The organism is Flavobacterium phragmitis (assembly GCF_900112575.1).
In the GTDB taxonomy this organism is placed as follows: Bacteria; Bacteroidota; Bacteroidia; order Flavobacteriales; family Flavobacteriaceae; genus Flavobacterium; species Flavobacterium phragmitis.
This window is the reverse complement of the sequence record NZ_FOMH01000008.1, coordinates 220,603-239,549: the sequence shown is the minus strand read 5'-3', so window position 1 is coordinate 239,549 and position 18,947 is coordinate 220,603. Positions and strand designations below refer to the sequence as shown.

The 18,947-nt window shown below is 33.8% G+C and carries 18 protein-coding genes; 4 read left to right on the top strand and 14 right to left on the bottom strand.

The window, feature by feature from the left end; genetic code table 11:
* Positions 1–86: 86 nt before the first annotated feature.
* The 6 genes from BM289_RS15805 to BM289_RS15780 all read right to left on the bottom strand — a co-directional run bounded on the left by BM289_RS15805 (position 87) and on the right by BM289_RS15780 (position 5,428).
* A complete protein-coding gene (locus tag BM289_RS15805) occupies positions 87–722 on the bottom strand; it encodes a hypothetical protein (RefSeq protein WP_091495414.1) in 636 nt (211 codons plus the stop codon).
* 221 nt (positions 723–943) lie between these two features.
* Positions 944–2,020 carry an adenylate/guanylate cyclase domain-containing protein gene (locus tag BM289_RS15800; protein ID WP_143102092.1) on the bottom strand — a complete coding sequence of 359 codons (1,077 nt, stop codon included), beginning with the start codon at positions 2,018–2,020 and terminating at the stop codon, positions 944–946.
* A 102-nt stretch (positions 2,021–2,122) separates the two neighbouring features.
* On the bottom strand, positions 2,123–2,947 hold the full coding sequence (locus BM289_RS15795) for a DJ-1/PfpI/YhbO family deglycase/protease (RefSeq protein WP_208610255.1): 825 nt from the start codon (positions 2,945–2,947) through the stop codon (positions 2,123–2,125).
* A gap of 74 nt (positions 2,948–3,021) precedes the next feature.
* Positions 3,022–3,771 (bottom strand): putative quinol monooxygenase, encoded by a 750-nt coding sequence (locus BM289_RS15790; RefSeq protein WP_091495255.1) that lies wholly within the window; start codon positions 3,769–3,771, stop codon positions 3,022–3,024.
* Between the two features lie 12 nt (positions 3,772–3,783).
* Positions 3,784–4,818, bottom strand: a complete 1,035-nt coding sequence (locus tag BM289_RS15785; RefSeq protein ID WP_091495253.1) for an alpha/beta fold hydrolase — start codon at positions 4,816–4,818, stop codon at positions 3,784–3,786.
* Positions 4,819–4,840: 22 nt separating this feature from the next.
* Positions 4,841–5,428, bottom strand: coding sequence for an NAD(P)H-dependent oxidoreductase (locus BM289_RS15780; protein ID WP_091495251.1), 588 nt, complete (start codon positions 5,426–5,428; stop codon positions 4,841–4,843).
* A gap of 185 nt (positions 5,429–5,613) precedes the next feature.
* Here BM289_RS15780 and BM289_RS15775 point away from each other — a divergent pair, with 185 nt between their 5' ends.
* Entirely contained in the window at positions 5,614–6,414 is an 801-nt protein-coding gene (locus BM289_RS15775; RefSeq protein WP_091495249.1) for a hypothetical protein, read from the top strand.
* A gap of 64 nt (positions 6,415–6,478) precedes the next feature.
* Here BM289_RS15775 and BM289_RS15770 read toward each other — a convergent pair whose 3' ends face one another.
* Together BM289_RS15770 and BM289_RS15765 are read right to left on the bottom strand one after the other, a co-directional pair.
* On the bottom strand, positions 6,479–6,898 hold the full coding sequence (locus BM289_RS15770; RefSeq protein WP_091495247.1) for a hypothetical protein: 420 nt from the start codon (positions 6,896–6,898) through the stop codon (positions 6,479–6,481).
* 66 nt (positions 6,899–6,964) lie between these two features.
* Positions 6,965–7,555 (bottom strand): Crp/Fnr family transcriptional regulator, encoded by a 591-nt coding sequence (locus BM289_RS15765; RefSeq protein ID WP_091495245.1) that lies wholly within the window; start codon positions 7,553–7,555, stop codon positions 6,965–6,967.
* Positions 7,556–7,731: 176 nt separating this feature from the next.
* Between BM289_RS15765 and BM289_RS15760 the strand changes: the two genes are divergently transcribed.
* A complete protein-coding gene (locus BM289_RS15760) occupies positions 7,732–8,577 on the top strand; it encodes a chromate resistance protein ChrB domain-containing protein (RefSeq protein ID WP_091495243.1) in 846 nt (281 codons plus the stop codon).
* Between the two features lie 86 nt (positions 8,578–8,663).
* Positions 8,664–9,158 (top strand): hypothetical protein, encoded by a 495-nt coding sequence (locus BM289_RS15755; protein ID WP_091495241.1) that lies wholly within the window; start codon positions 8,664–8,666, stop codon positions 9,156–9,158.
* An 18-nt stretch (positions 9,159–9,176) separates the two neighbouring features.
* On the opposite strand, the gene BM289_RS15750 is transcribed toward BM289_RS15755, so the two are convergent.
* Together BM289_RS15750 and BM289_RS15745 are read right to left on the bottom strand one after the other, a co-directional pair.
* Positions 9,177–9,482, bottom strand: coding sequence for a hypothetical protein (locus BM289_RS15750; protein ID WP_091495413.1), 306 nt, complete (start codon positions 9,480–9,482; stop codon positions 9,177–9,179).
* Between the two features lie 259 nt (positions 9,483–9,741).
* Positions 9,742–11,211, bottom strand: a complete 1,470-nt coding sequence (locus BM289_RS15745) for a DUF1254 domain-containing protein (RefSeq protein WP_091495239.1) — start codon at positions 11,209–11,211, stop codon at positions 9,742–9,744.
* Between the two features lie 448 nt (positions 11,212–11,659).
* Here BM289_RS15745 and BM289_RS15740 point away from each other — a divergent pair, with 448 nt between their 5' ends.
* The gene (locus tag BM289_RS15740) at positions 11,660–13,264 is read left to right on the top strand and encodes a class I SAM-dependent methyltransferase (protein WP_091495237.1); all 1,605 of its coding nucleotides are present in this window, start codon (positions 11,660–11,662) and stop codon (positions 13,262–13,264) included.
* Positions 13,265–13,353: 89 nt separating this feature from the next.
* On the opposite strand, the gene BM289_RS15735 is transcribed toward BM289_RS15740, so the two are convergent.
* From BM289_RS15735 to BM289_RS15720, 4 genes are all read right to left on the bottom strand, one after another.
* Entirely contained in the window at positions 13,354–14,163 is an 810-nt protein-coding gene (locus BM289_RS15735; protein WP_091495235.1) for a hypothetical protein, read from the bottom strand.
* A 31-nt stretch (positions 14,164–14,194) separates the two neighbouring features.
* On the bottom strand, positions 14,195–15,739 hold the full coding sequence (locus tag BM289_RS15730) for a DUF1254 domain-containing protein (protein ID WP_091495233.1): 1,545 nt from the start codon (positions 15,737–15,739) through the stop codon (positions 14,195–14,197).
* Positions 15,740–15,775: 36 nt separating this feature from the next.
* The gene (locus tag BM289_RS15725) at positions 15,776–17,260 is read right to left on the bottom strand and encodes a DUF1254 domain-containing protein (protein ID WP_091495231.1); all 1,485 of its coding nucleotides are present in this window, start codon (positions 17,258–17,260) and stop codon (positions 15,776–15,778) included.
* 528 nt (positions 17,261–17,788) lie between these two features.
* Positions 17,789–18,805, bottom strand: a complete 1,017-nt coding sequence (locus BM289_RS15720) for a cytochrome-c peroxidase (protein ID WP_091495229.1) — start codon at positions 18,803–18,805, stop codon at positions 17,789–17,791.
* Positions 18,806–18,947: the final 142 nt, after the last annotated feature.

The following is an 18,947-nucleotide window of genomic DNA, read 5'->3' as shown; positions in this document are numbered from 1 at the left end:
TAAAACTTTAACATTTATCACTATTATCAGAATTTACTTATTTTAACATATTTATTTTCCTACTTTAAAATAAACAAACTCTTTTTTTATGTTTTTATAATTCTAAAACGTCCTGGATATTTTATCCAAATGCTTTTTTTATTGCCATAATAATCCATGAATTCTTCACATACAAAAACAGCGTGTGCTTTTGACCAGGCAACAACACCACAATACTCACTTCCAGACTCTCTTTTTAACTTCTGGACTTGCTTACCCACTGTAAAACCTAAGTATTTATATATTGTTGGCGTATACACTGTCCCATCTTCCAAATCCTCTAGCGCTTTATCAAAAGTAGATTCCCTATCGATAATCTGTTTGTATTTTGCCATTACAGCATACGTAAGAACAGCATAATCGGTTATTTTTTCTGTATCGCAATTGTCTTTGATGTACACAAAACCAGCAGAAATTCTGGCTCTGTTCAATTCTTCTTCTTTAAGATCGAATGAAGCGTTATTTTTTAAGGTTATTTTGAAGAGTTTATCATTTACAGTATCTGTTACAAATAGATTGTCTAATCCGTACACGTTTAAAGAAGCTTTAATGAAAGCAATAGACGAACAATTAGTCCGTTCTCCCTGCTTAAAACTTTCAAATATTTTATCCGAACTTAATTGGGAATAAGAATAAGAACAAACAAATAGTAAACAGATAACTAATAACCTAACAGACTTCATTGAATTTGCTTTTTTAATTTTTCTCCAATATCCTTTAGTGGTAAACATAAGAGAGTCTACAAATCTATAAAAATCAATTCATAGTTTTTTTACTTCTTTGCTTTTAACTTTTATAAAATAACAAAATTTGATTTTTTTCTTGAAATTGTCTTTTTAAAATTACCTCTAAAACCTAATAATGAATTGATTATATATTTTCATTAATTAAAGAATAGTTCTGTTTAAATTTTAAAATCGACTGTAAAAAGCTGTAAAGGCTTGGCTTTTCCTCTCAATTCAATTTCTCCCTGCCGGACATATTGGATTGATTGATCTTCGACAAGAGCATTTTTCATCGATTCTGAAATCACAAAATCATGATTTAATTCGTTGCATTTGCATTGGATTCTGGAAGTTGTGTTTAAAAGATCACCGTGATACACAATTTCTTTTTTTACTTTTCCAACCCAAGTTGTTACTGCATTTCCAATGTGCATTCCGGCTTTAAATTTTGGTACAATTTGATAGGTTTTGAGATAATAATCTTCTCGTTTTTTTATACTTTTTTTCAGCATATAAAAACAACATAAACAACGATTTTCTTTTATTCCTGTAGCTGATTTCCAAGTCAAAATGATTTCGTCTCCAGCATATTGATAGATTTCGGCACGAGAAGCCAGAATTCCATCGGTAAAATGACTGAATAAATCCTGTAATAAACTGCTGTACAAAATATCTCCCAATTGTTCAGCCAATGTCGTGGAAGATTTGACATCGACAAACATAAAAATACGTTCTTCTTGAATTGATCTATGATATTTTCCAGTAAAATAATTATAGAAAAATCCTGCACTCAATAAACTGCTTATTTCTAAAAAAAGAATTAAAAACACCGAAGCACCAAGCGAAAAAATAAAATCGCCAACTAAACGCTTAGAAATATATTGCTTAAAAGCTTCTTCTAAAGCAATATGTTCCAAAATACTGGTAAATAAAACCACAAAAAACAATAAGAAAATCAAAATGCTAATACTGTAAATTACAGCTTTCAACAACATTGCCTTGACAAAAGAATATTGATTTAAATAGGTAAAATGCTTTTCGAAAGTAACAATAACAAAACCAAAAGAAATCCCAATAATCAATCCTAAAACTAATTTCAAACCTATATTTTCAGAATCAGAATCTGTGATTGCAGTATATAATAATCCTAATATACCGCCAGCAATAATGGCTTTAAGAATTAGGTTGTACTTTTTGTAAAAAGACAGTTTTGGCAATTCCATGATTGGATTAATTTTCCATATAAAAATAGCCAATTTTAGAACATAAACCACTATCTATCAAACAAGTATTCCCTGAACACAATTATGTATTCAAGGAATAATATTACAGCCTTTATATTTTTTCAATCAGTATAATTATTTCTTAACTAACCAACTTTCAACTGCCCTTGAAAAATCGGCTACATCGATTGGGTGACGACTTGTAATGATATTGGCATCGGTTACCACGCTTTGTTCTACCACATTTCCTCCTGCATTTTTCAAATCTACCTGAATGTTCCAATAACCTGTTAGTTTTCTTCCTTTCAAAATATCGGCAGAAGCCAATACAACCGGAGCGTGACAGATAGCTGCAATTAGTTTTCCTGCTTGGTTAAAATCTTGGATGAACTTAATAACATCCTTATCATAACGCAGATTATCCGGATTCCACGCTCCACCCGGAATAAACACCGCATCATAATCATTTACTTTAATCTGATCCGCTGTACGGTCAAATTTAATCCATCCAACAGGTTGTAAGTATTGAATAGCCATGACATGCGTTTTGGACATTTCCGGATATACCAAACCATATCTTTCCGGCGCTGGATTGTATTTTGGCGCTACTATATCGACCTGAGCACCTAATTCTTTAAAATACCAAACTGGACCTGTTAATTCAATTTCTTCAAATCCGTCGGCTACGATAACGGCAATTTTTTTTCCTTTCAATACTGATTTATCTTTTACAGGTGTAAAGAAAAAATCTCTTAACGCTTCATTCCCCGGTGCGTTTAATAATTTGGTTACGGGCATATTGACAACCGCTACTTGGGTTGACAATTGATTTACAATTTCGAATTCGCTAGTTGTTGCTGTTTTCATTTCTTTTGTTTTTACTGTTACTTGTCCTTCTACACTTAATACTGCAAATACTGTGGTTATACCTGCAGCGATCATTTTAGGTATTGTTTTCATTTCATTTTAGGTTTAAGAGTTATCTTTTAATTTTTAATTTTTAATTTTTAATTTTTAATTTTTAATTGTTTTTATCATTCTCGAATCAGAGGCGCAAATTCAATCAGGTTATGAATTCCGTCCTGAAAAGGCTGTTTTTTAATACTTGTATTCAGATAGTCTATTACGGGTTGAATGGGTGGAAAATTCAAATGGTATTGAAACGCTTCTTTGTTTCTAAACTTTTCGAAAGTCGCAAACTGAGAAGCATCTTCTTTTAACTGTGATAATTGATACGTTACAACACCTTGTTCACTTCTAAATTCAGGCATTGCTTTGTGATAGACTTCCATAAAATTGTTTTCTGTCCCTTTTTTAGCATCTACAAAAAGCATGATGGTTAACTGCTCCTCTCCTTTTTTACTGGTTTTGCGCCATTCTTTTTTGGTTAAAGGTTCTAAATCTTTCACATAGATTATTCTCTCCGGTTTTACTAAAGCTGTTTTAACCAAGCCATTCAATTCTTTAGCATTCTTCCAGAATTTTTCTAATTCGTCTTGGTTTTTCCACCTTTCAAAAAGCCAGATAACGCCATGATCTTCCTGTTCGAAATAAGCTTCTGACATGATATTATTTCCATTTGATATGGATTTCTTCACATAATTAGCAACCGTCTTTTGGAATTTCTCCTGATTTTCTTTTTTGACTTCGTAACGTGTCATTTTTGCAACTATTTCCTGATTCTCATCAGCAATTTGTGCTGTAGCTGAAGAGCCGTTCATAACTAAAAGACTAAAAATGCCTAGCATTCCTTTAGAAATTGTCTTTTTGGTTTTCATTCTCATGATAATTGATTTTTAAAGTTGTTTTCCTATTTGAATCAATACATCTGAAACTGCTTTTGGCTGGGATAAAAAAGGAGAATGACTGCTGTTGATTTCGTAAATCGTTTTGATTCCAGCTTTAGAAATCATTTGATCTTGCAGTCTTGGCGAAATGACAATATCTTGAAGTGTTTTGATATAAACTTTCTCTACACTTCCAAAATTCTGAGAAGTTAGTGTAACAGCGTTAGAAAACGGAATTGCAGGTTCAGCGCGATAATTATCGATTACTTTTTGTTTGGCCGCAGCTGTGCCATCATTAATAAACAAACGAGTTAATTCATCAGATTTGACATCGAGAGTCAAATGATCCGCAGCTTCAATCAGGGTAGGTCCTAACTGCGAATCTGGATCGGTTTTGGCAATATCGGCAATAGCCTGCCCAGATGTTGGCAAAAAAGCACCAATGTAAACCAGTCTGCTAATTTTAGTTGGAATACTTTCGGCAACGGCCGTAACGACCATTCCCCCCATGCTATGCCCTACTAAAACCACTTTTCCGTTTACTTTAGAAAGTGCTTCAATAACCTTGTCACGATATAAATTTAATGATAAATTTTGATTTGGCGTATTGTCTTTTCCATGACCTGGAAGTTCTACTACAATTACGCTATTACCGTTTTTCATTAAATTCGCTTTTACTTCATCCCAAACATAAGGAGCCTGCCATGCGCCATGTACCAAAACATACGTTTGTGGTTTTCCGCTGTTGTCGTCATTATTGCTATTGCAAGAAGCAACTGCAGAGAATGAAGTAAAGGCAAATACAGAAGCCAAAAGTCTCGGAATTGCTGTTTTATTTTTAAAAACATAAACTCCTAAATAGTGAAATAGTACTCCCACTGCCCAAGCAGCATTCTGCCAAAGCGGCCATAAAACTGTTTGATCTGTTAGTAACCAGGTTAACCAAAGTACTTGAACGGTTAATACAAATACCAATAAGTGAGTTTTGAATCCTTTTTTAGAATCGATGTGAGCTGTTTTATGCTCTTTTGCTAAATTTTTCATGATGTGTGATTTTTAATTGTAATTATTTAAGTTGTGTTCCTAATTGTTCGACTTTTTTAAGCCATTTACTGCGTTGTTTGTCAGTCGATTTTCTCATAAATCCGAAAGTGGAAAATTTGATTGGATCGAAACCAACGTAACCAAACACAATGTTTTTAAGTATCTGATATTGAGATGCACGATAGATGAGATAAAACCACCATTTTGGCGTATCCATCGTAACTAAAAGCCTTAAGCTTTTTCCTTTGAGAAGTTTTTCTGGGAATATTTTTCCTGAATGGTGTTTGAATGCAAAATCAGGAAGCAGGATTCTGTCTATAAATCCTTTGGTAATGGCGGGCATAAATCCCCACCAGTTTGGATAAGCTAAAACAACATGGTCAGCCCATAAAATAAGTTTTTGAGCTTCAACTAAATCGGCTTCGAGTTGTAGTTTTTCTCCCGTTTTGTATCCGTCAGCAAGATTGACATCAAAATCTAATTCTGATATGTAAATTGTTTTGCAGTTTGCACCTGTACGCTCTACTCCTTTTTTATAAGCATTAAGCAATGCATTACAAAAAGAATTTTGAGAAGGATGCCCAAGTATAAGTAAGATATTCGTTTTCATTGCAGTATCATTTAATTTGACACTGCAAAGATTTTAAATATCACAAAGGCGTTCCTGACACAAATGTGTCAAAATTATTTCTCCTTTTTTGAACAAATCTCTTTTTCAGAAAAAAACACCAAAAAAGAGAAAAGAATAGACAATTACTTTAAATTTGATTTATAAAAATTTTATCAGCCTGCCCAATGAAACTAAAACTGCTTCTCTCCATTATTACGATTGGACTTTTAATTTCCTGTAAAGACGCTTTAAAACAAGAAAAAAAATCAGTTAAACCCGATGCAGTAAAACTGAAACCAAAAGAAATAATTAATGAAACAGAAACTGCAGATTCCCTAAAAGGTTATAAAATCGTGGATCTTATTAGCCCCAAAAAAATTCCGGCTACAAAAGAGCTTTTAAATTATCTTGGAGAAAAAATTGAGAAGACAGAAACCGTTGATTTTAATGGTGATGGTATTCTCGATTATATTTGCCAAACCAAATCAGACAGTCTTGGTATTGGAAATGAATACTGGATTTCCTCTGATTATAAAACCATTAAAAAAACGAAATACTACTCGGATGGTTTTTACTACCGCTGGTTTATCAATTTAGATAATGACCCTGAACCGGAAATGTTTGAAGTCATTGGTGATGAAGACGGAGCTGATTATATTATTACAGATCAAAATCTGATAACAGGAAAAAATACAACTTTGCAGTATATAAATCCGATTATTATTGAAAATAACAAAAAATACTGGGGTTATGCGTGGGACATCAAAAGTATTATAGCTAGAACCAATGGAACTGTTACTGAACTGTTTTGTTCTTTAAACCATACAATAATAAGAGACGGAAACGAAGAATATGATCCTAAACACCAAAAGCAGATGCCTGTACTATTTTTTACTGGACACCATACACAGGAAAGCGGAGATCATGATATACAAAAACCACAATGGCTCACTCTGGAAGAAATTATAAAAAGGACTAAAAGATAAAGCAATGTTTCTTTTAGAGTATTTTTGTTGATTCGGTAAATTCAGAAATAAATAAAGATCACCTTTAGTCAAAAGTAACTCTGCCGAAATTTATTTTTTCGGTTTCATGAAGAAAACCATTGTAGTGATCGGCTGTCCATTCTTCGTTTCTGTAAATAAACGATAACTTTCTATCGTAACTGCCAGGAGCGAAAATTTCCAGATTATCCCCTTCGCTCGGATTGTACTCAAAATCAAAACAATTTCTGCTGTTGAGTTCTTCCAACATTTTTTTAGTCGACAGACTTTCATTTAAAGTATCCAGAGGAAAAATAATCATTCCGTCCATCGTGGTATTGGCATACCCTACATATCTTTCGAGAACCCAGATATAATCATTACGCTTTTTACTTTTATACTTCGTAAATCTTTTATGACTAATGACAGTATCGTTGTCATTAATAATACAAGTACATAGTTTAATTTCTTTTACGTTTTCGCACATGAGGATAATTGAAGAAATGGTATTCTTTCAAGGATTGAATTTAGTCTATTTTTTTTAAGTAAAATACTACTGATGCGCTATTTTTTGACGAATTCGGGTCAATGTCTGCCTTTCAATACCTAAAAAACTGCATAAATGAGAGATCGAGATTCTGTTAAATAAACCGGAATGATGTTTTACAAAATCAATGTAACGTTCTTCGGCGGTTTGAAATATAAAGCTTTCAATACGTTCCTGCTGCCGTTTTAGAATTTCGCCTGCAATCAATCTTCCGTATCTTTCCAGATTTGGAATATGATCGTAAACCCACTGCATGTTTTCGTGAGAAAGACAAACCATAACAGTTGGCTCTAAGCATTGAATGTAATATTTACTGGGCTGTTGTTCTATAAAGGCAGAATAATGTGTAGCGTAATCGCCTTCGGCATAAAAACCTACTGTAATTTCGTCTCCATCTTTATCTATAAAATAAGAGCGGACTAAACCGTTTGCAATAAAACCAATATTCTTTTGTACGTGACCAAACTGAAGAAAGTACTCTTTTTTAGAAAACGATTCAATAGTAAGTTTTGTAGCATATAGAGCCAATTCGTAATCAGTCATTTTAGGACATATTTTTTTGACGGAATTTAGAAATACTTCTATTGTTGGTTCCATACTTCTTTGATTTTGTTTTGGTTATTGAAGTATAAATTTAAGGAAACGCACAATTAAGTGCTTCAGAAAACCAAAATATTTAATTATGACCATTTCTATTTGAGTCAAATTCTAAAAATATTCTTGAAAAAAAATAAAGATAAAATGTACATTAGCAGTGATTAAAATTTTCCATAATGAAATGGATCACCAGAGAAAGACCTAAAATAGATCGAATCGCCTGCCCATGGCTAATAAGGAAATTTATAGATTCTGAAGCAGAATTTATATATGTACCCTATGATCAGGTTTTAGAAAAAGCAAAAAAATTAAATGCTGTTCCGTTTGATATTCCGGATGTAGAATACACGCATTATGAAGAACAATGCACTTTTGATTATTTCGTAAAAAAACATGAAATAAAAGATCCCGCCCTATTCATTATTGCCGACATCGTACGCGGAGCGGATACAGACCGTCATGAAATCGCCAAAGAATCGGCTGGACTTTGGGCAATATCAGCTGGCCTTTCTTATAATATTACTAATGATTACAAACTTTTAGAAACAGGAATACTGCTTTATGATGCTCTTTACAGCTGGGCAACTCATTTGTACCAACAAAAACATTTACAAAACAGTCCCTTTGAAAATCTTCTTCATGAAGTTTACAATAAGTTTTTAAAAGATAAAAAAAGCAATGCCAAAACGCCTTCATGGGTTAAAGATCTCAAAGAAATCATTCAAGATCAGATTGATGCACAATTTACTCTTGACTTAAAAAAAATATCAAGCGAACTTGACCTAAATCCTTCCTATTTATCAAGGGAATTTTCTAAACATTTTGAAGATCTAAATTTTGGAGAATACGTTCGAAAACAACGCATTGAGAAAGCTATAAATCTAATTGAAAACTCTTCATACACCCTAACTGAAATTGCCTATATGACTGGTTTTTCTGATCAAAGCCATTTCACTAGGATTTTTAAGGCACATACTGGAAATAATCCTTCCGTCTATCGCAGAAAAATCCGTAAAAAGTAATCTTTATACAAAAACGTAAAAAGCGTTCTATTAAAGGAAAACACAGGGAACTAACTTTGTTTTTATAACCAATAAAACAAAACTCCATGTTTCGATACACATTCCTTTTTTTAGTATTACTTTTTAGTTCCTTTTCTTTTTCTCAAACTACTTATCCAAAAATCACGGGGTATTTTGGCATTATGCATCCAATTGTTACTGTGAGCAGAGACGAAACTGCCGTAAATTTTAGAGATTATTATGCTGTATCATTTCCTACTGGAATCAACATTTGGAAAAGCAGTAAAATAGGCTTTTCTTTTGAAATTGTTCCCAATATTAAAGACGATAACGGATCTAGTAAAACAACAAGTTTATTATTTCATCCTGGAATTCTAGTTGCTTTGGGAAAAGGATATAGTTTTGCAGGACGACTTGCCTTTGATAGTAATGGAAGATACGGTTTTACACCTGTATTCAATAAAACATTAATCAAAACAAGTAGCGTTAGTTATTATGCCGCAGTGCCTTTACCTGTTCGTTTTGGTAATGATCATCCCGCTTCATTTACCGCAGGATTTCAATTTGGAATAGCTTTTTAGAATATTTTGATTTTCCTCTTATTCATCCAAACTCTCAACTTTTGCAATTTCACTTATTCTGTCCAGCAATTCAAATTCATCTACAGGAAGCAACTGTAATACCATTTCCAGCATTAAAGCAATATCTGAATCTTTATTTGCATTTAATTCCAATACTAAAATACAGGACTTTAGCATTTGTGTAATGATAGAACTTAATTCGGTATAACTTGACAATTTGATTTTTGCTTCATATATGTTCTTTTCTTCAGACACAGGTTTCAAAGTATTTAAATATAGAGCAGTTAATTTTTTAAGATTTTCTAGTTTTTCAATCATGTCCATAGCTTTGTTTTTCAACAAATTTATCGGCAAGGAATTGAAAAATGAGGAACGTATATATCCAGTCATATTTGACTGTAAATGAAAACTTCAAAAAGATATACGCTTGGTAAACAAATTATTGGAATTGATAAACTTATACGAATTGGTAAAGCTTTGAATGTTGAGATGTCGGAATTGTTGAGAGCATTATGATAATAAAAAAGACAGACAACATAAAAAAATTGTCTGTCTTTAAATACTAAAAAATGAATTAACTACCTTAATATTTTTCAACTAATGGTGGAATCCAGCTTTCGTCAATAATTGCTTTTTCACCCCAATATGCTCTTATGTATAAAGAAAAATCTCCTTTAGGTGCAGGTATCCAATTACTTTCTTTATCTGCTCCGGGATTTTTGTTTCCTACATATAATGTAAGTGATCCATCAGATTCTTTTTTAAGTCCCTTATTTTTAGTTCCTAATGAATAACGTTTTAAGTCATTTGGGAAAAAGAAGTGTTCAGCATTATATAAGGTCATAGACCAAAAACCTTTTACAGGAGGCAATACTTTAAAGTTTACTTTGTAATTATTATTCCCGTTAAGTTTTTCCCTTTTACTAGTGTTGTCCGTGTAGAAATATTGTGTTTCAGTTGGTCTGTTATCAAAAATATTACTTCTTCCAGAACTAGTTCGGTTTGTATAATCAAATCCCCAAACGGCATTATGAAAAGACCTGTTCCATCCATTTCCTGCAGGTTTTCCGTTGTATTTCCATTTCAAATAATCTTTAATTAGAGTATTATCTAAATCAACAGCTTCCTGAACAATAATTTTTTTTATTTCAGGGTCTTTGGCTGCAGTCGCTAATAGCGCTCTAAATTGTGCATATAAAGCTTCTTCTCCTTTTACCGGTGGTACTTTTTCCAAAATTTCTGGCAATAAATCAAAGAATTTTTCAGGAACTACCCATTTAATTTCTCCTCCTCCTGTATTTCCAGTAGGAATATCGGGTGCTTTATTCCATTCTTTTGTTTTCATTTTACCATCGAACTCAGAAAGCGGATAAGCAACAATTTGATTAATAATCGGCTGTAGAGCAATTCTATCCTCAGGGGTATCATCTAAAAAAACTCTCGGAATTGCATTTCCTAATTCGGTCTCAAATTTAATTGTACCCGCAATTCCAGATGGAACTTTACCTTTCCAGTTTGGACCATGAAGCAGATAAAACCCAGGCTTCGTATTGTACATTTTACCCATATTTCCTGTTTGTTCTGTTCGTGCATTATAGAGCGCATAAACCCAGAACCTGTCACCAAAATCCGGAACCTGAATTACTACAGGATTCTTATCTAATTCGAAATATCCATACCCATAAGCAACATCCTGATTGGGACAAGCAACACTATTCTGCTGTGGCGCAATGTAATCTGAAAGCATACATATTTGCCCCAGTGGAGCCGCAGGAAGTACGCCGTTTAGCCTTCCAGGTTCTTTTAGTGGACGAAAAGCATTTCTTCTATTAAAAATATTAGCAAGCGGATAACCCCAAATATAAGCCATTCGTGCAATACCTCTGGCATATTCCGGATGTAGAATAACATCTGATCCCGGAAGCTTTATAGAATCAGTTTTTACCGTATCAATAGAAGAATCTGCTGTGTTTTTTTCAGCACTGTCAGAAGTTTCTTTTTTACAACCTGTTAGAATAATAAAAAACAGGTAAATGCATAGTTGTTTTTTCATTGTGACAGATTTAAAATTATACTAGATTGAAGCCTAATACAATGATTATTAGTTTTTGATTTTTACATTAGAATTCATCTCAAAATTAAACAAAGTTAAAACTGAACATTTTAAAAGTGTGTTTCAAGTTATAATTTGAAACAAAGTTTTTATTCTAATACATTATGTGTAAAATATCACTTTCGCAAACCCTGTATAAACATAGCCCGTGGTTTCAACCACGGGAAACGTATCGTTTTTCCATTGTGTCCCCGTGGTTGAAACCACAGGCTATATTTGAAAATAACGACATAAAAAAAATGAGACTTTCAAAATATATCGCTCCGCTGGAGCTTTTTTTATTTGTGATTTTATTTGCTATAAATATTTTGCTCCTCTGGAGCAAATTTGGATGCGCTTCGTTTAAAAAATTTTCACTATTTTTAAACTAAACCTTCACTCTTACACTATGACCGAAAAATCACAACTTCTAAGTTCCATTTTCAGGCATCTCGACGGTTTAGTTACTGCTCCCGTTGCCATAGCGCTTAAGAAAAAATCAGTTTTAGAGTATCTTTTAGAGAAAAAACAGCTTTCATTATCAGAACTTACAAATGTTTTCAAAGCCAATGAAGGTTATCTGAATATTGGTTTGCGACTTTTGGCTTCACAGGGTTTTCTGGAATATAAAGTCAATAATCAAAAACAGGAAATTATAATTGGGGTAAACGAGAAAACCAAAACGGCTTTTTCGTTATTTTATTTATACGAAGATGTTGTCGATTTGCTTCAATTATCTACACAGTTTCATCCGCGTCAGTTTGAAGATACTCCTTTTGAAAAACTCAATCTCATTTTTGAAAAATATAAAAAGGGATACGGAATCGAACTTTCAGACGATCCTTTAACCAATGAAATTCAGAATCAGATTTTAAAACATATTGAAGGCTATTTGATCGGCCCAACGATTGTTCGTCTGGCAATGAACGGAATGTTTCATAAATACTTTATGGAGACTTCTTTCCGTCCGGAAGAGTTTCATAAATCGCCTGAAAATTTTAAAAAGATTCTGGACTTTTTTGTGCATTTGGGATGGTTTTTAGAAAAAAACGGCAATTATCAGTTTACCGAAGCGGGTTTGTTTTTTGCCAAAAGAGCCAGTGCTTATGGTGTTACGGTTTCTTATTTACCAACATTTGCTAAAATGGACGATTTGCTTTTTGGAAATCCCGATGTTTTAAGAACTAATGAAGGTGAAAATGAAATTCACGTAGATCGCGAAATGAACGTTTGGGGAAGCGGTGGCGCACATGACACCTATTTTAAGGTTGTAGATGAAATTCTGATCAAACTTTTTAATCTCCCAATCGAAGAACAGCCCAAAGGAATTCTGGATATGGGTTGTGGAAACGGTGCTTTTTTACAGCATGTTTTTGAAGTAATCGACCGACAGACTTTACGAGGTAAAATGCTTGACGAATATCCGTTATTTTTGGTCGGTGCCGATTATAATCAGACAGCTTTGAAAGTTACAAGAGCCAATTTGATAAAAGCAGATATTTGGGCAAAAGTCATTTGGGGTGATATTGGACGCCCAGATTTGCTTTCGAATGATTTAAAAGAGAATTATAATATCGATTTAAAAGATTTGCTGAATGTGAGAACTTTTCTGGATCACAATCGAATTTGGACGGAACCTCAACACGAAGATAAAAATAGAATCAGTACCTCAACAGGAGCTTTTGCGCATAGAGGAAAAAGAATCAGCAATAATCTGGTTGAAGATAATTTGTTGGAACATTTACAACGATGGTCGCCGTACGTTTATAAATTTGGTTTACTTCTGATTGAACTGCACACCATAAACCCGAAACTAACAGCTCAGAATATCGGAAAAACTCCTGCAACGGCTTACGATGCTACACACGGTTTTTCGGATCAATACATCGTCGAAATTGATGTTTTTAACAAAGTTGCTGCAGAGGCTGGTTTATTTCCTGATAAAGCCGTTTTTAAACGATTTCCAGATTCTGATACCGCAACAGTTAGCATCAATTTACTAAAAGGAAACTAAAATTAGAAAACCTCTGAGATCAATGGTTTCAGAGGTTTTCAACTTACTAACTCAAAATATTTAATTGTAATTAACTCTCTTACTTAGATTTAAAAAATCACCTGAAACTGAAAAATTGCCTGCCAATTTCCAACATATTCTGGTTTTTCAATGTTATAAAAAGCTTGTGCGGCTGCAGAATAAAACAATTTACTCTTTTCTCCTATTTTAAACGTTTTTCCCGGGCCTCCGCCAATGGGAACCAGCCAGCGATTATTACTGTCAGCAAGCCAATTGGCAACAATAGTAGCATTACTTTCTACAAACCAGCCTTGTGAAAAATTGTAATAAGCAATGTATTGAAGACTTCCTGAATTCACTTTGTTATCTCCATTACCACCCAGCGACCAATAATTTTGAAGTACGGTTCCTAAAGAAAATTTATCTCCGGCATAATACAACAACGCAGTTGGCCCTAAACTTAAAGCACTGCTTCCTAAAGCTGAATTGGTTCGTGTGGGAATCTGCATTGCCGGGCCAATTCCCCAACTGAATTTACCTTTCTTGGTAATACTCGAAAAATATCCGTTAAACAAAACATTCCCCATTCCTGCCTCGCATGTTGCCCCTTCTGTAATTGGAGGTATGGATTGAAAGGGAATAATGGTATACGTAATAAGCTTGAGATTTGTTCCCAGTTTAAAAGGATAAACAGGCTGAACAGAAAATGAACTTGCAGTACCGTCTCCTACAGGAAGCAGTACTTCCTGCAGAAAAACACTACGCAAACCACTTACTGGGTCTTGTCTTTTCTTACTCATTTCTTCGACAGAAGTCGTATGCTGTTCATCAGACTGGCTAAAAGCGGGAATGAAAGAAAAGCATAACCAAAAACAGCAGCAATACAATCTTAGATTCATAAATCTTATTTTAAGGAATAAAACTTGATCTTTATTTTACTTTCTCGAAATCGCCTGGTTTATATTTTCGGTCAAAAAATTCTTGTTTTGGTCCATAAAAACGGAACAAAGCAAACCATCCTTTTCCTGGAACTGTTTTTAACCAATTTGCCTCGCCAGAAGGTTTATCTGGCCCCACAATAAAAGTTACCGATTTATCTGCATTATAAATAAGCTTATTCATAGAATTTAAAGAAGGATAGACCTGATCTTTCGCATCAACACCTGAAGCAGTTTCTGCATCATATAAGGTCAATGACCAGAATAATCCAGCAGGTGGATTTGCAGGAAATGTAATTTTATAAGTGTTCTCTCCCATTAAATAATTTCCGTCTTTATCTTTATAAGCGTTTCCATATTTTGCTCCTAAACCTGGAATAGAAGACATCATACCAGAACTTATTGAATAATGGTTGATGTACATTTGTATTTTAGCATTTACATCGGTATGTTTTGTAATTCTGTTGCGATATTCTTCGTCTAGCAATGTATGCATGAAATCGTCTTGTTTTGTTTTCGCATGAGCAATCCATTTGCGGTCTGCCCACCAAAGTGCATCTTTTTCTTTATCATAATTTCCGGCAACATTTTTAGCCATTTTCCATGCGGTTGCTGCCGCTTTGCCTAATAATTCTTTTTGCTTGTCTGTAGGACTGAATGTCTCTCCTTTTTTGATTCCAATCGCTTCCAGCATTCCATGCATATAAGGATCAATATCATCTACTTTATCACTTTGTATAAATCGATTCAACATTTCAAAGTAGCTGAAATCATGTGCAAACAATGAATTTGAAGGAACATCGGAAACATGTTTAAAATTCATTGGCATTTTTTCTCCGTTAAGTGGATAAACCTTAATTCCTTCAACAGATTTTACTCCAGGCGACAAATCATCTACAGATTTAAAGAAACCGCGCTGAAAAATAAAAAGTCCGTTTGTTTTACATTTGAAGACAAAATAGTTTTTTGCATCGACAACACCTTTATAATCGGATGGAACTACCAAATACTTTCCACCTTTTCCTTTATCTGGACCAGGAAGACCAATATCCCCTAAATAAGTTGTTCCATCAGGTTTTGCAGGACCGACTAATGGTCTGTGCCAAAAATCATCTAATATTCCCTGTAAATTTGGCGGCACTTCTAAAACTAAAGGCCCTGTCTTACTAAGATCAGCAAATCCTAAAGCATAAATAACGTCTGAATTAGGAGTTGTAATTACAGTTTTAGGCTTTAGTCTTTTCTCAAAAACAGAAATCACATTATAACCTTCTCCAGATATTTTGCCCAAACCTTCTTTCATAGCGTACATATTTACTGCTGGTAATGCCCATAAATAAACCTGTGTAGCTCTTTGAAAATATAAATCATCATTTAGTTTTTCAGAAGACTCAGCTGTTGGATAACCGCCTACAATATCCTGATTTGCTATTTTTTCAGAGGCCGTAGCGGTATCTGCAGGATTTGTTTTTGAAGATTCTTTGCAACCTGTAAATAATGTAACTAACAATATTCCAGAAATAATTATTTTTTTCATAATTGATAAAATTTAGGTTTTCTATTATCGAATTAATTAACTTTTTTTAACCGCAGGCGGATTCCAGCTATCATTCAAAACTGATTCTTCTGGCCAATAACATCTTATATATAGAGAAAAAACTTCTTTTGGTGCCGGAAGCCAATTGCTCATTTTATCTTCTGATGGAGGTGTACTTTGAACATAAAGCGTTAAAGAACCATCTGGGTTTTTCTTTAAGTTTTTATTTTTTGTCCCTAAAGAATATCTGTTAAGACTATTTGGTGCAAAAAAGTGATCTTCATTATAAAGAGTAAGTGACCAAAATCCTTTTACTGGTGGAATCTGACCGCTTGGAAATGTTACGGTATATTTTTTACTTCCATTTAATCTTGCGCCATTCTCATCCAAATCCTGATAAAAATATCTGGTTTCGTTAGGTTTGTTCACAAAAATATTAGCTTTGGCACAAGAAAGTCTTGTCAGATAATCGTAACCAAATTGCGCTCCGTTACGCTGTGTTGTCCAATTGTATTTGATAGGATAACCCACATTTTGAAACTGAAACAATGGCGTAACGTAATTTTTCTCGGCATCAATTGCGGCATTTACAGCAATCGCTTTTAATTTTGGATCTCTTTTCACGGCTTCTAATAATGCATTTATTTGTGCATAAAGCGCTTCTTCTCCTTTCATTGGTGGAACCTCTTTTAAAATATCGCTTAACTGGTCAAAAAAGATTTCTGGTTTTACCCATTTATTTTCGCTTTTTTCTCCTTTTGCAGGAGGTGGCGTTGATTTTATTTTAGTCCAGTCCGTTGTTTTTACTTTTCCATCGTATTTGCTTAAAGGATATAAACCAATTTGTTGAACTAATGGCTGTACCGCTTTTTTATCAGCAGGATCATCGCTTTGAAACACACGCGGAATTACAATTCCACGACTTGTCGGAGATTTAAAAACGCTGATAATACCGTCTGGAACAGTACCGTTCCAGTCTTTCGAAGCTAAAAGATAAAAACCAGGTTTTGTATCATACATTTTACCAAGACTTGCAAATCCGTCTGTACGCTGATCACATACCTGATAAACCCAGAATCGGTCACCAAAATCAGGAACTTGCACTACTACTGGTTCTATTGCCAAATCTAATGGAGCCAAACCATAAACTACATCCTGATTTGGACAAGCAACGGCGCGTTCCTGTGGCGCCACATAATCTGTAAGCATACAAAGATGATTTGGTGGTGCAAGTGGCAGAATTCCTTCTCCATAAATAGGACCCGGAAGATTTCTAAAGGTTTCAACTCTATTATGAATATTCACCATTGGCCACGCCCAACCATAAATAGAAGTGGTAAGATTTTTCACAACAGCTTCGGTCATAATGGTATTTGGAATCGGACCAGAAGGTAATTTTTCTGCTGTACTTGAATCTACAACCGTTGCATTTTCTGAGCTCGGATTTACAGCTACTTCATGTTTTTTACAGGAAACTAAAAATAGTATCGCCGTAAGTACTATAAAAATTTTATTTTTCATGGTATATAGTTTTTGTAGTTGAGTATTATTAATTCAATTTTGAAATTGTTGAATGCGAAAATCTACTATATACTGAATTTTACGGGCAGATATTTATTAGAAATCATTATCAGGAAATTTGTGTTTTTTCATTTCCTAACACTAATTTATATATTATCCGTTTTTGATTCTTTTTTAATGTGTTGCAAGTTATAATCTGCAACATCTTTTGACCTGAAAATGCCTAAATACGTTAATTTTTCTTTGATTTATTTAAAAATCGTTTTTGATTTCAGGTTTAATGCTCTGAAAGGGCTTAAATATTTATTAGAAATTCCAATCATAAAAATGAAAAAAGCTCCAGTGGAACGACATATTATATGTCGCTCCGCTGAAGCTTTATGTTGTAAATCATATTAACAGCTATAAATATTTCGCCTCTCCGAGGCTTTTTATATATATATCTAAATCCCGTTTAAATTGTAAATTCTCTTATTGGCTATGAATATTGGCCTCTACTAAACTTTTTATTTTAATCTACAAATATTTTTATCTCTTCGTAAACGTTGCATCGCTAAAGGTCTTCATAAAAGCAATCAGATTTACTTTTTCTTCTTCTGTCAACGGAATTCTTTTTCCATTCTCTTTAAAAATCGGATCCAAATTATCAGCGTCTAAAACACCATTATCAAAATAATCTAAAACCGATTTCAATGTTGGAAACTGTCCAAAACTTCCGTATGGAGCGGTGTATTCTATATTTCGTAAAGTTGGAACTCGGAAACTCATAAAATCTGCTGCAATTCCCGTAACTCTGGCGCGTCCGGCTTCATTGGTATCTGTATTTAGAGGAAAACCAATATTTCTGAAACTTTGGTCCGTGAACAATTCTCCTTCATGACAGCTTGCACATTTCTGCTGAAAAGTTTGATAGCCTTTTAATTCACTTTCTGTAAAAGAAACTTCTTTGCGTTTTACTTTATCGTATTTACTGTTGGCAGAAATCAAGGTATATTCAAACTGTGCAATACTTTTATAGATTCTTTCAGGTGTAATATTTTCATCTCCAAAAGCTTTTCTGAACAAGTCTTTGTAAACAGCATCGTTCTTAATTTTACCCATTACTTCCAAAATCGAGGAATCCATTTCTTCATGTGTGATAATGGGTACTAAAGGCTGATTTTCAAGCTGTAATTTGCTTCCATCCCAATTGTAAAACTTCATAAAAGCCAAATTCTGAATCGACGGTGTATTTCGAAGTCCGATTCTGCCTTCAATTCCGACTGCTTGTGTTTTCTGATCTGTAAAAGCATTTTCCTGAATATGACAGCTGGAACACGAAATTGTATTATCGGCACTGAATCGTTTATCCGAAAACAATTTTTCTCCCAATTCTACACCATATTGAGTCGGTTTGTTCTGACTTACAAAAGCATTCAGTTCCGGAAAATCGGCCGGAATTTTTAAATCAATTTCAGGATTATCAATAGCCAGCATTTCCGAATCTTCGCTATTACAGGAAGTCAGAAACAATATTGCTATTACGAAACCTAGTATTTTTTTCATTTTAAATGAATTTTAAAAATTGAACTGTTTAAACAGCTCTGGAAATAGGACACGGATTAAACGGATTCGCTATCGCGAAGACGCGGATTCGAACGGATTTTTTTATCTATTTTTATCTGGGGCTTTACGAAGTAAATCCGTT

What these genes read in the sequence shown, in the direction of transcription:
- BM289_RS15805 (WP_091495414.1), bottom strand. Translation starts at nt 722, where the DNA reads ATGAAGTCTGTTAGGTTATTAGTTATCTGTTTACTATTTGTTTGTTCT.
- BM289_RS15795 (WP_208610255.1), bottom strand. Translation starts at nt 2,947, where the DNA reads ATGAAAACAATACCTAAAATGATCGCTGCAGGTATAACCACAGTATTT.
- BM289_RS15790 (WP_091495255.1), bottom strand. Translation starts at nt 3,771, where the DNA reads ATGAGAATGAAAACCAAAAAGACAATTTCTAAAGGAATGCTAGGCATT.
- BM289_RS15785 (WP_091495253.1), bottom strand. Translation starts at nt 4,818, where the DNA reads ATGAAAAATTTAGCAAAAGAGCATAAAACAGCTCACATCGATTCTAAA.
- BM289_RS15780 (WP_091495251.1), bottom strand. Translation starts at nt 5,428, where the DNA reads ATGAAAACGAATATCTTACTTATACTTGGGCATCCTTCTCAAAATTCT.
- BM289_RS15775 (WP_091495249.1), top strand. Translation starts at nt 5,614, where the DNA reads ATGAAACTAAAACTGCTTCTCTCCATTATTACGATTGGACTTTTAATT.
- BM289_RS15770 (WP_091495247.1), bottom strand. Translation starts at nt 6,898, where the DNA reads ATGTGCGAAAACGTAAAAGAAATTAAACTATGTACTTGTATTATTAAT.
- BM289_RS15765 (WP_091495245.1), bottom strand. Translation starts at nt 7,555, where the DNA reads ATGGAACCAACAATAGAAGTATTTCTAAATTCCGTCAAAAAAATATGT.
- BM289_RS15760 (WP_091495243.1), top strand. Translation starts at nt 7,732, where the DNA reads ATGAAATGGATCACCAGAGAAAGACCTAAAATAGATCGAATCGCCTGC.
- BM289_RS15755 (WP_091495241.1), top strand. Translation starts at nt 8,664, where the DNA reads ATGTTTCGATACACATTCCTTTTTTTAGTATTACTTTTTAGTTCCTTT.
- BM289_RS15750 (WP_091495413.1), bottom strand. Translation starts at nt 9,482, where the DNA reads ATGGACATGATTGAAAAACTAGAAAATCTTAAAAAATTAACTGCTCTA.
- BM289_RS15745 (WP_091495239.1), bottom strand. Translation starts at nt 11,211, where the DNA reads ATGAAAAAACAACTATGCATTTACCTGTTTTTTATTATTCTAACAGGT.
- BM289_RS15740 (WP_091495237.1), top strand. Translation starts at nt 11,660, where the DNA reads ATGACCGAAAAATCACAACTTCTAAGTTCCATTTTCAGGCATCTCGAC.
- BM289_RS15735 (WP_091495235.1), bottom strand. Translation starts at nt 14,163, where the DNA reads ATGAATCTAAGATTGTATTGCTGCTGTTTTTGGTTATGCTTTTCTTTC.
- BM289_RS15730 (WP_091495233.1), bottom strand. Translation starts at nt 15,739, where the DNA reads ATGAAAAAAATAATTATTTCTGGAATATTGTTAGTTACATTATTTACA.
- BM289_RS15725 (WP_091495231.1), bottom strand. Translation starts at nt 17,260, where the DNA reads ATGAAAAATAAAATTTTTATAGTACTTACGGCGATACTATTTTTAGTT.
- BM289_RS15720 (WP_091495229.1), bottom strand. Translation starts at nt 18,805, where the DNA reads ATGAAAAAAATACTAGGTTTCGTAATAGCAATATTGTTTCTGACTTCC.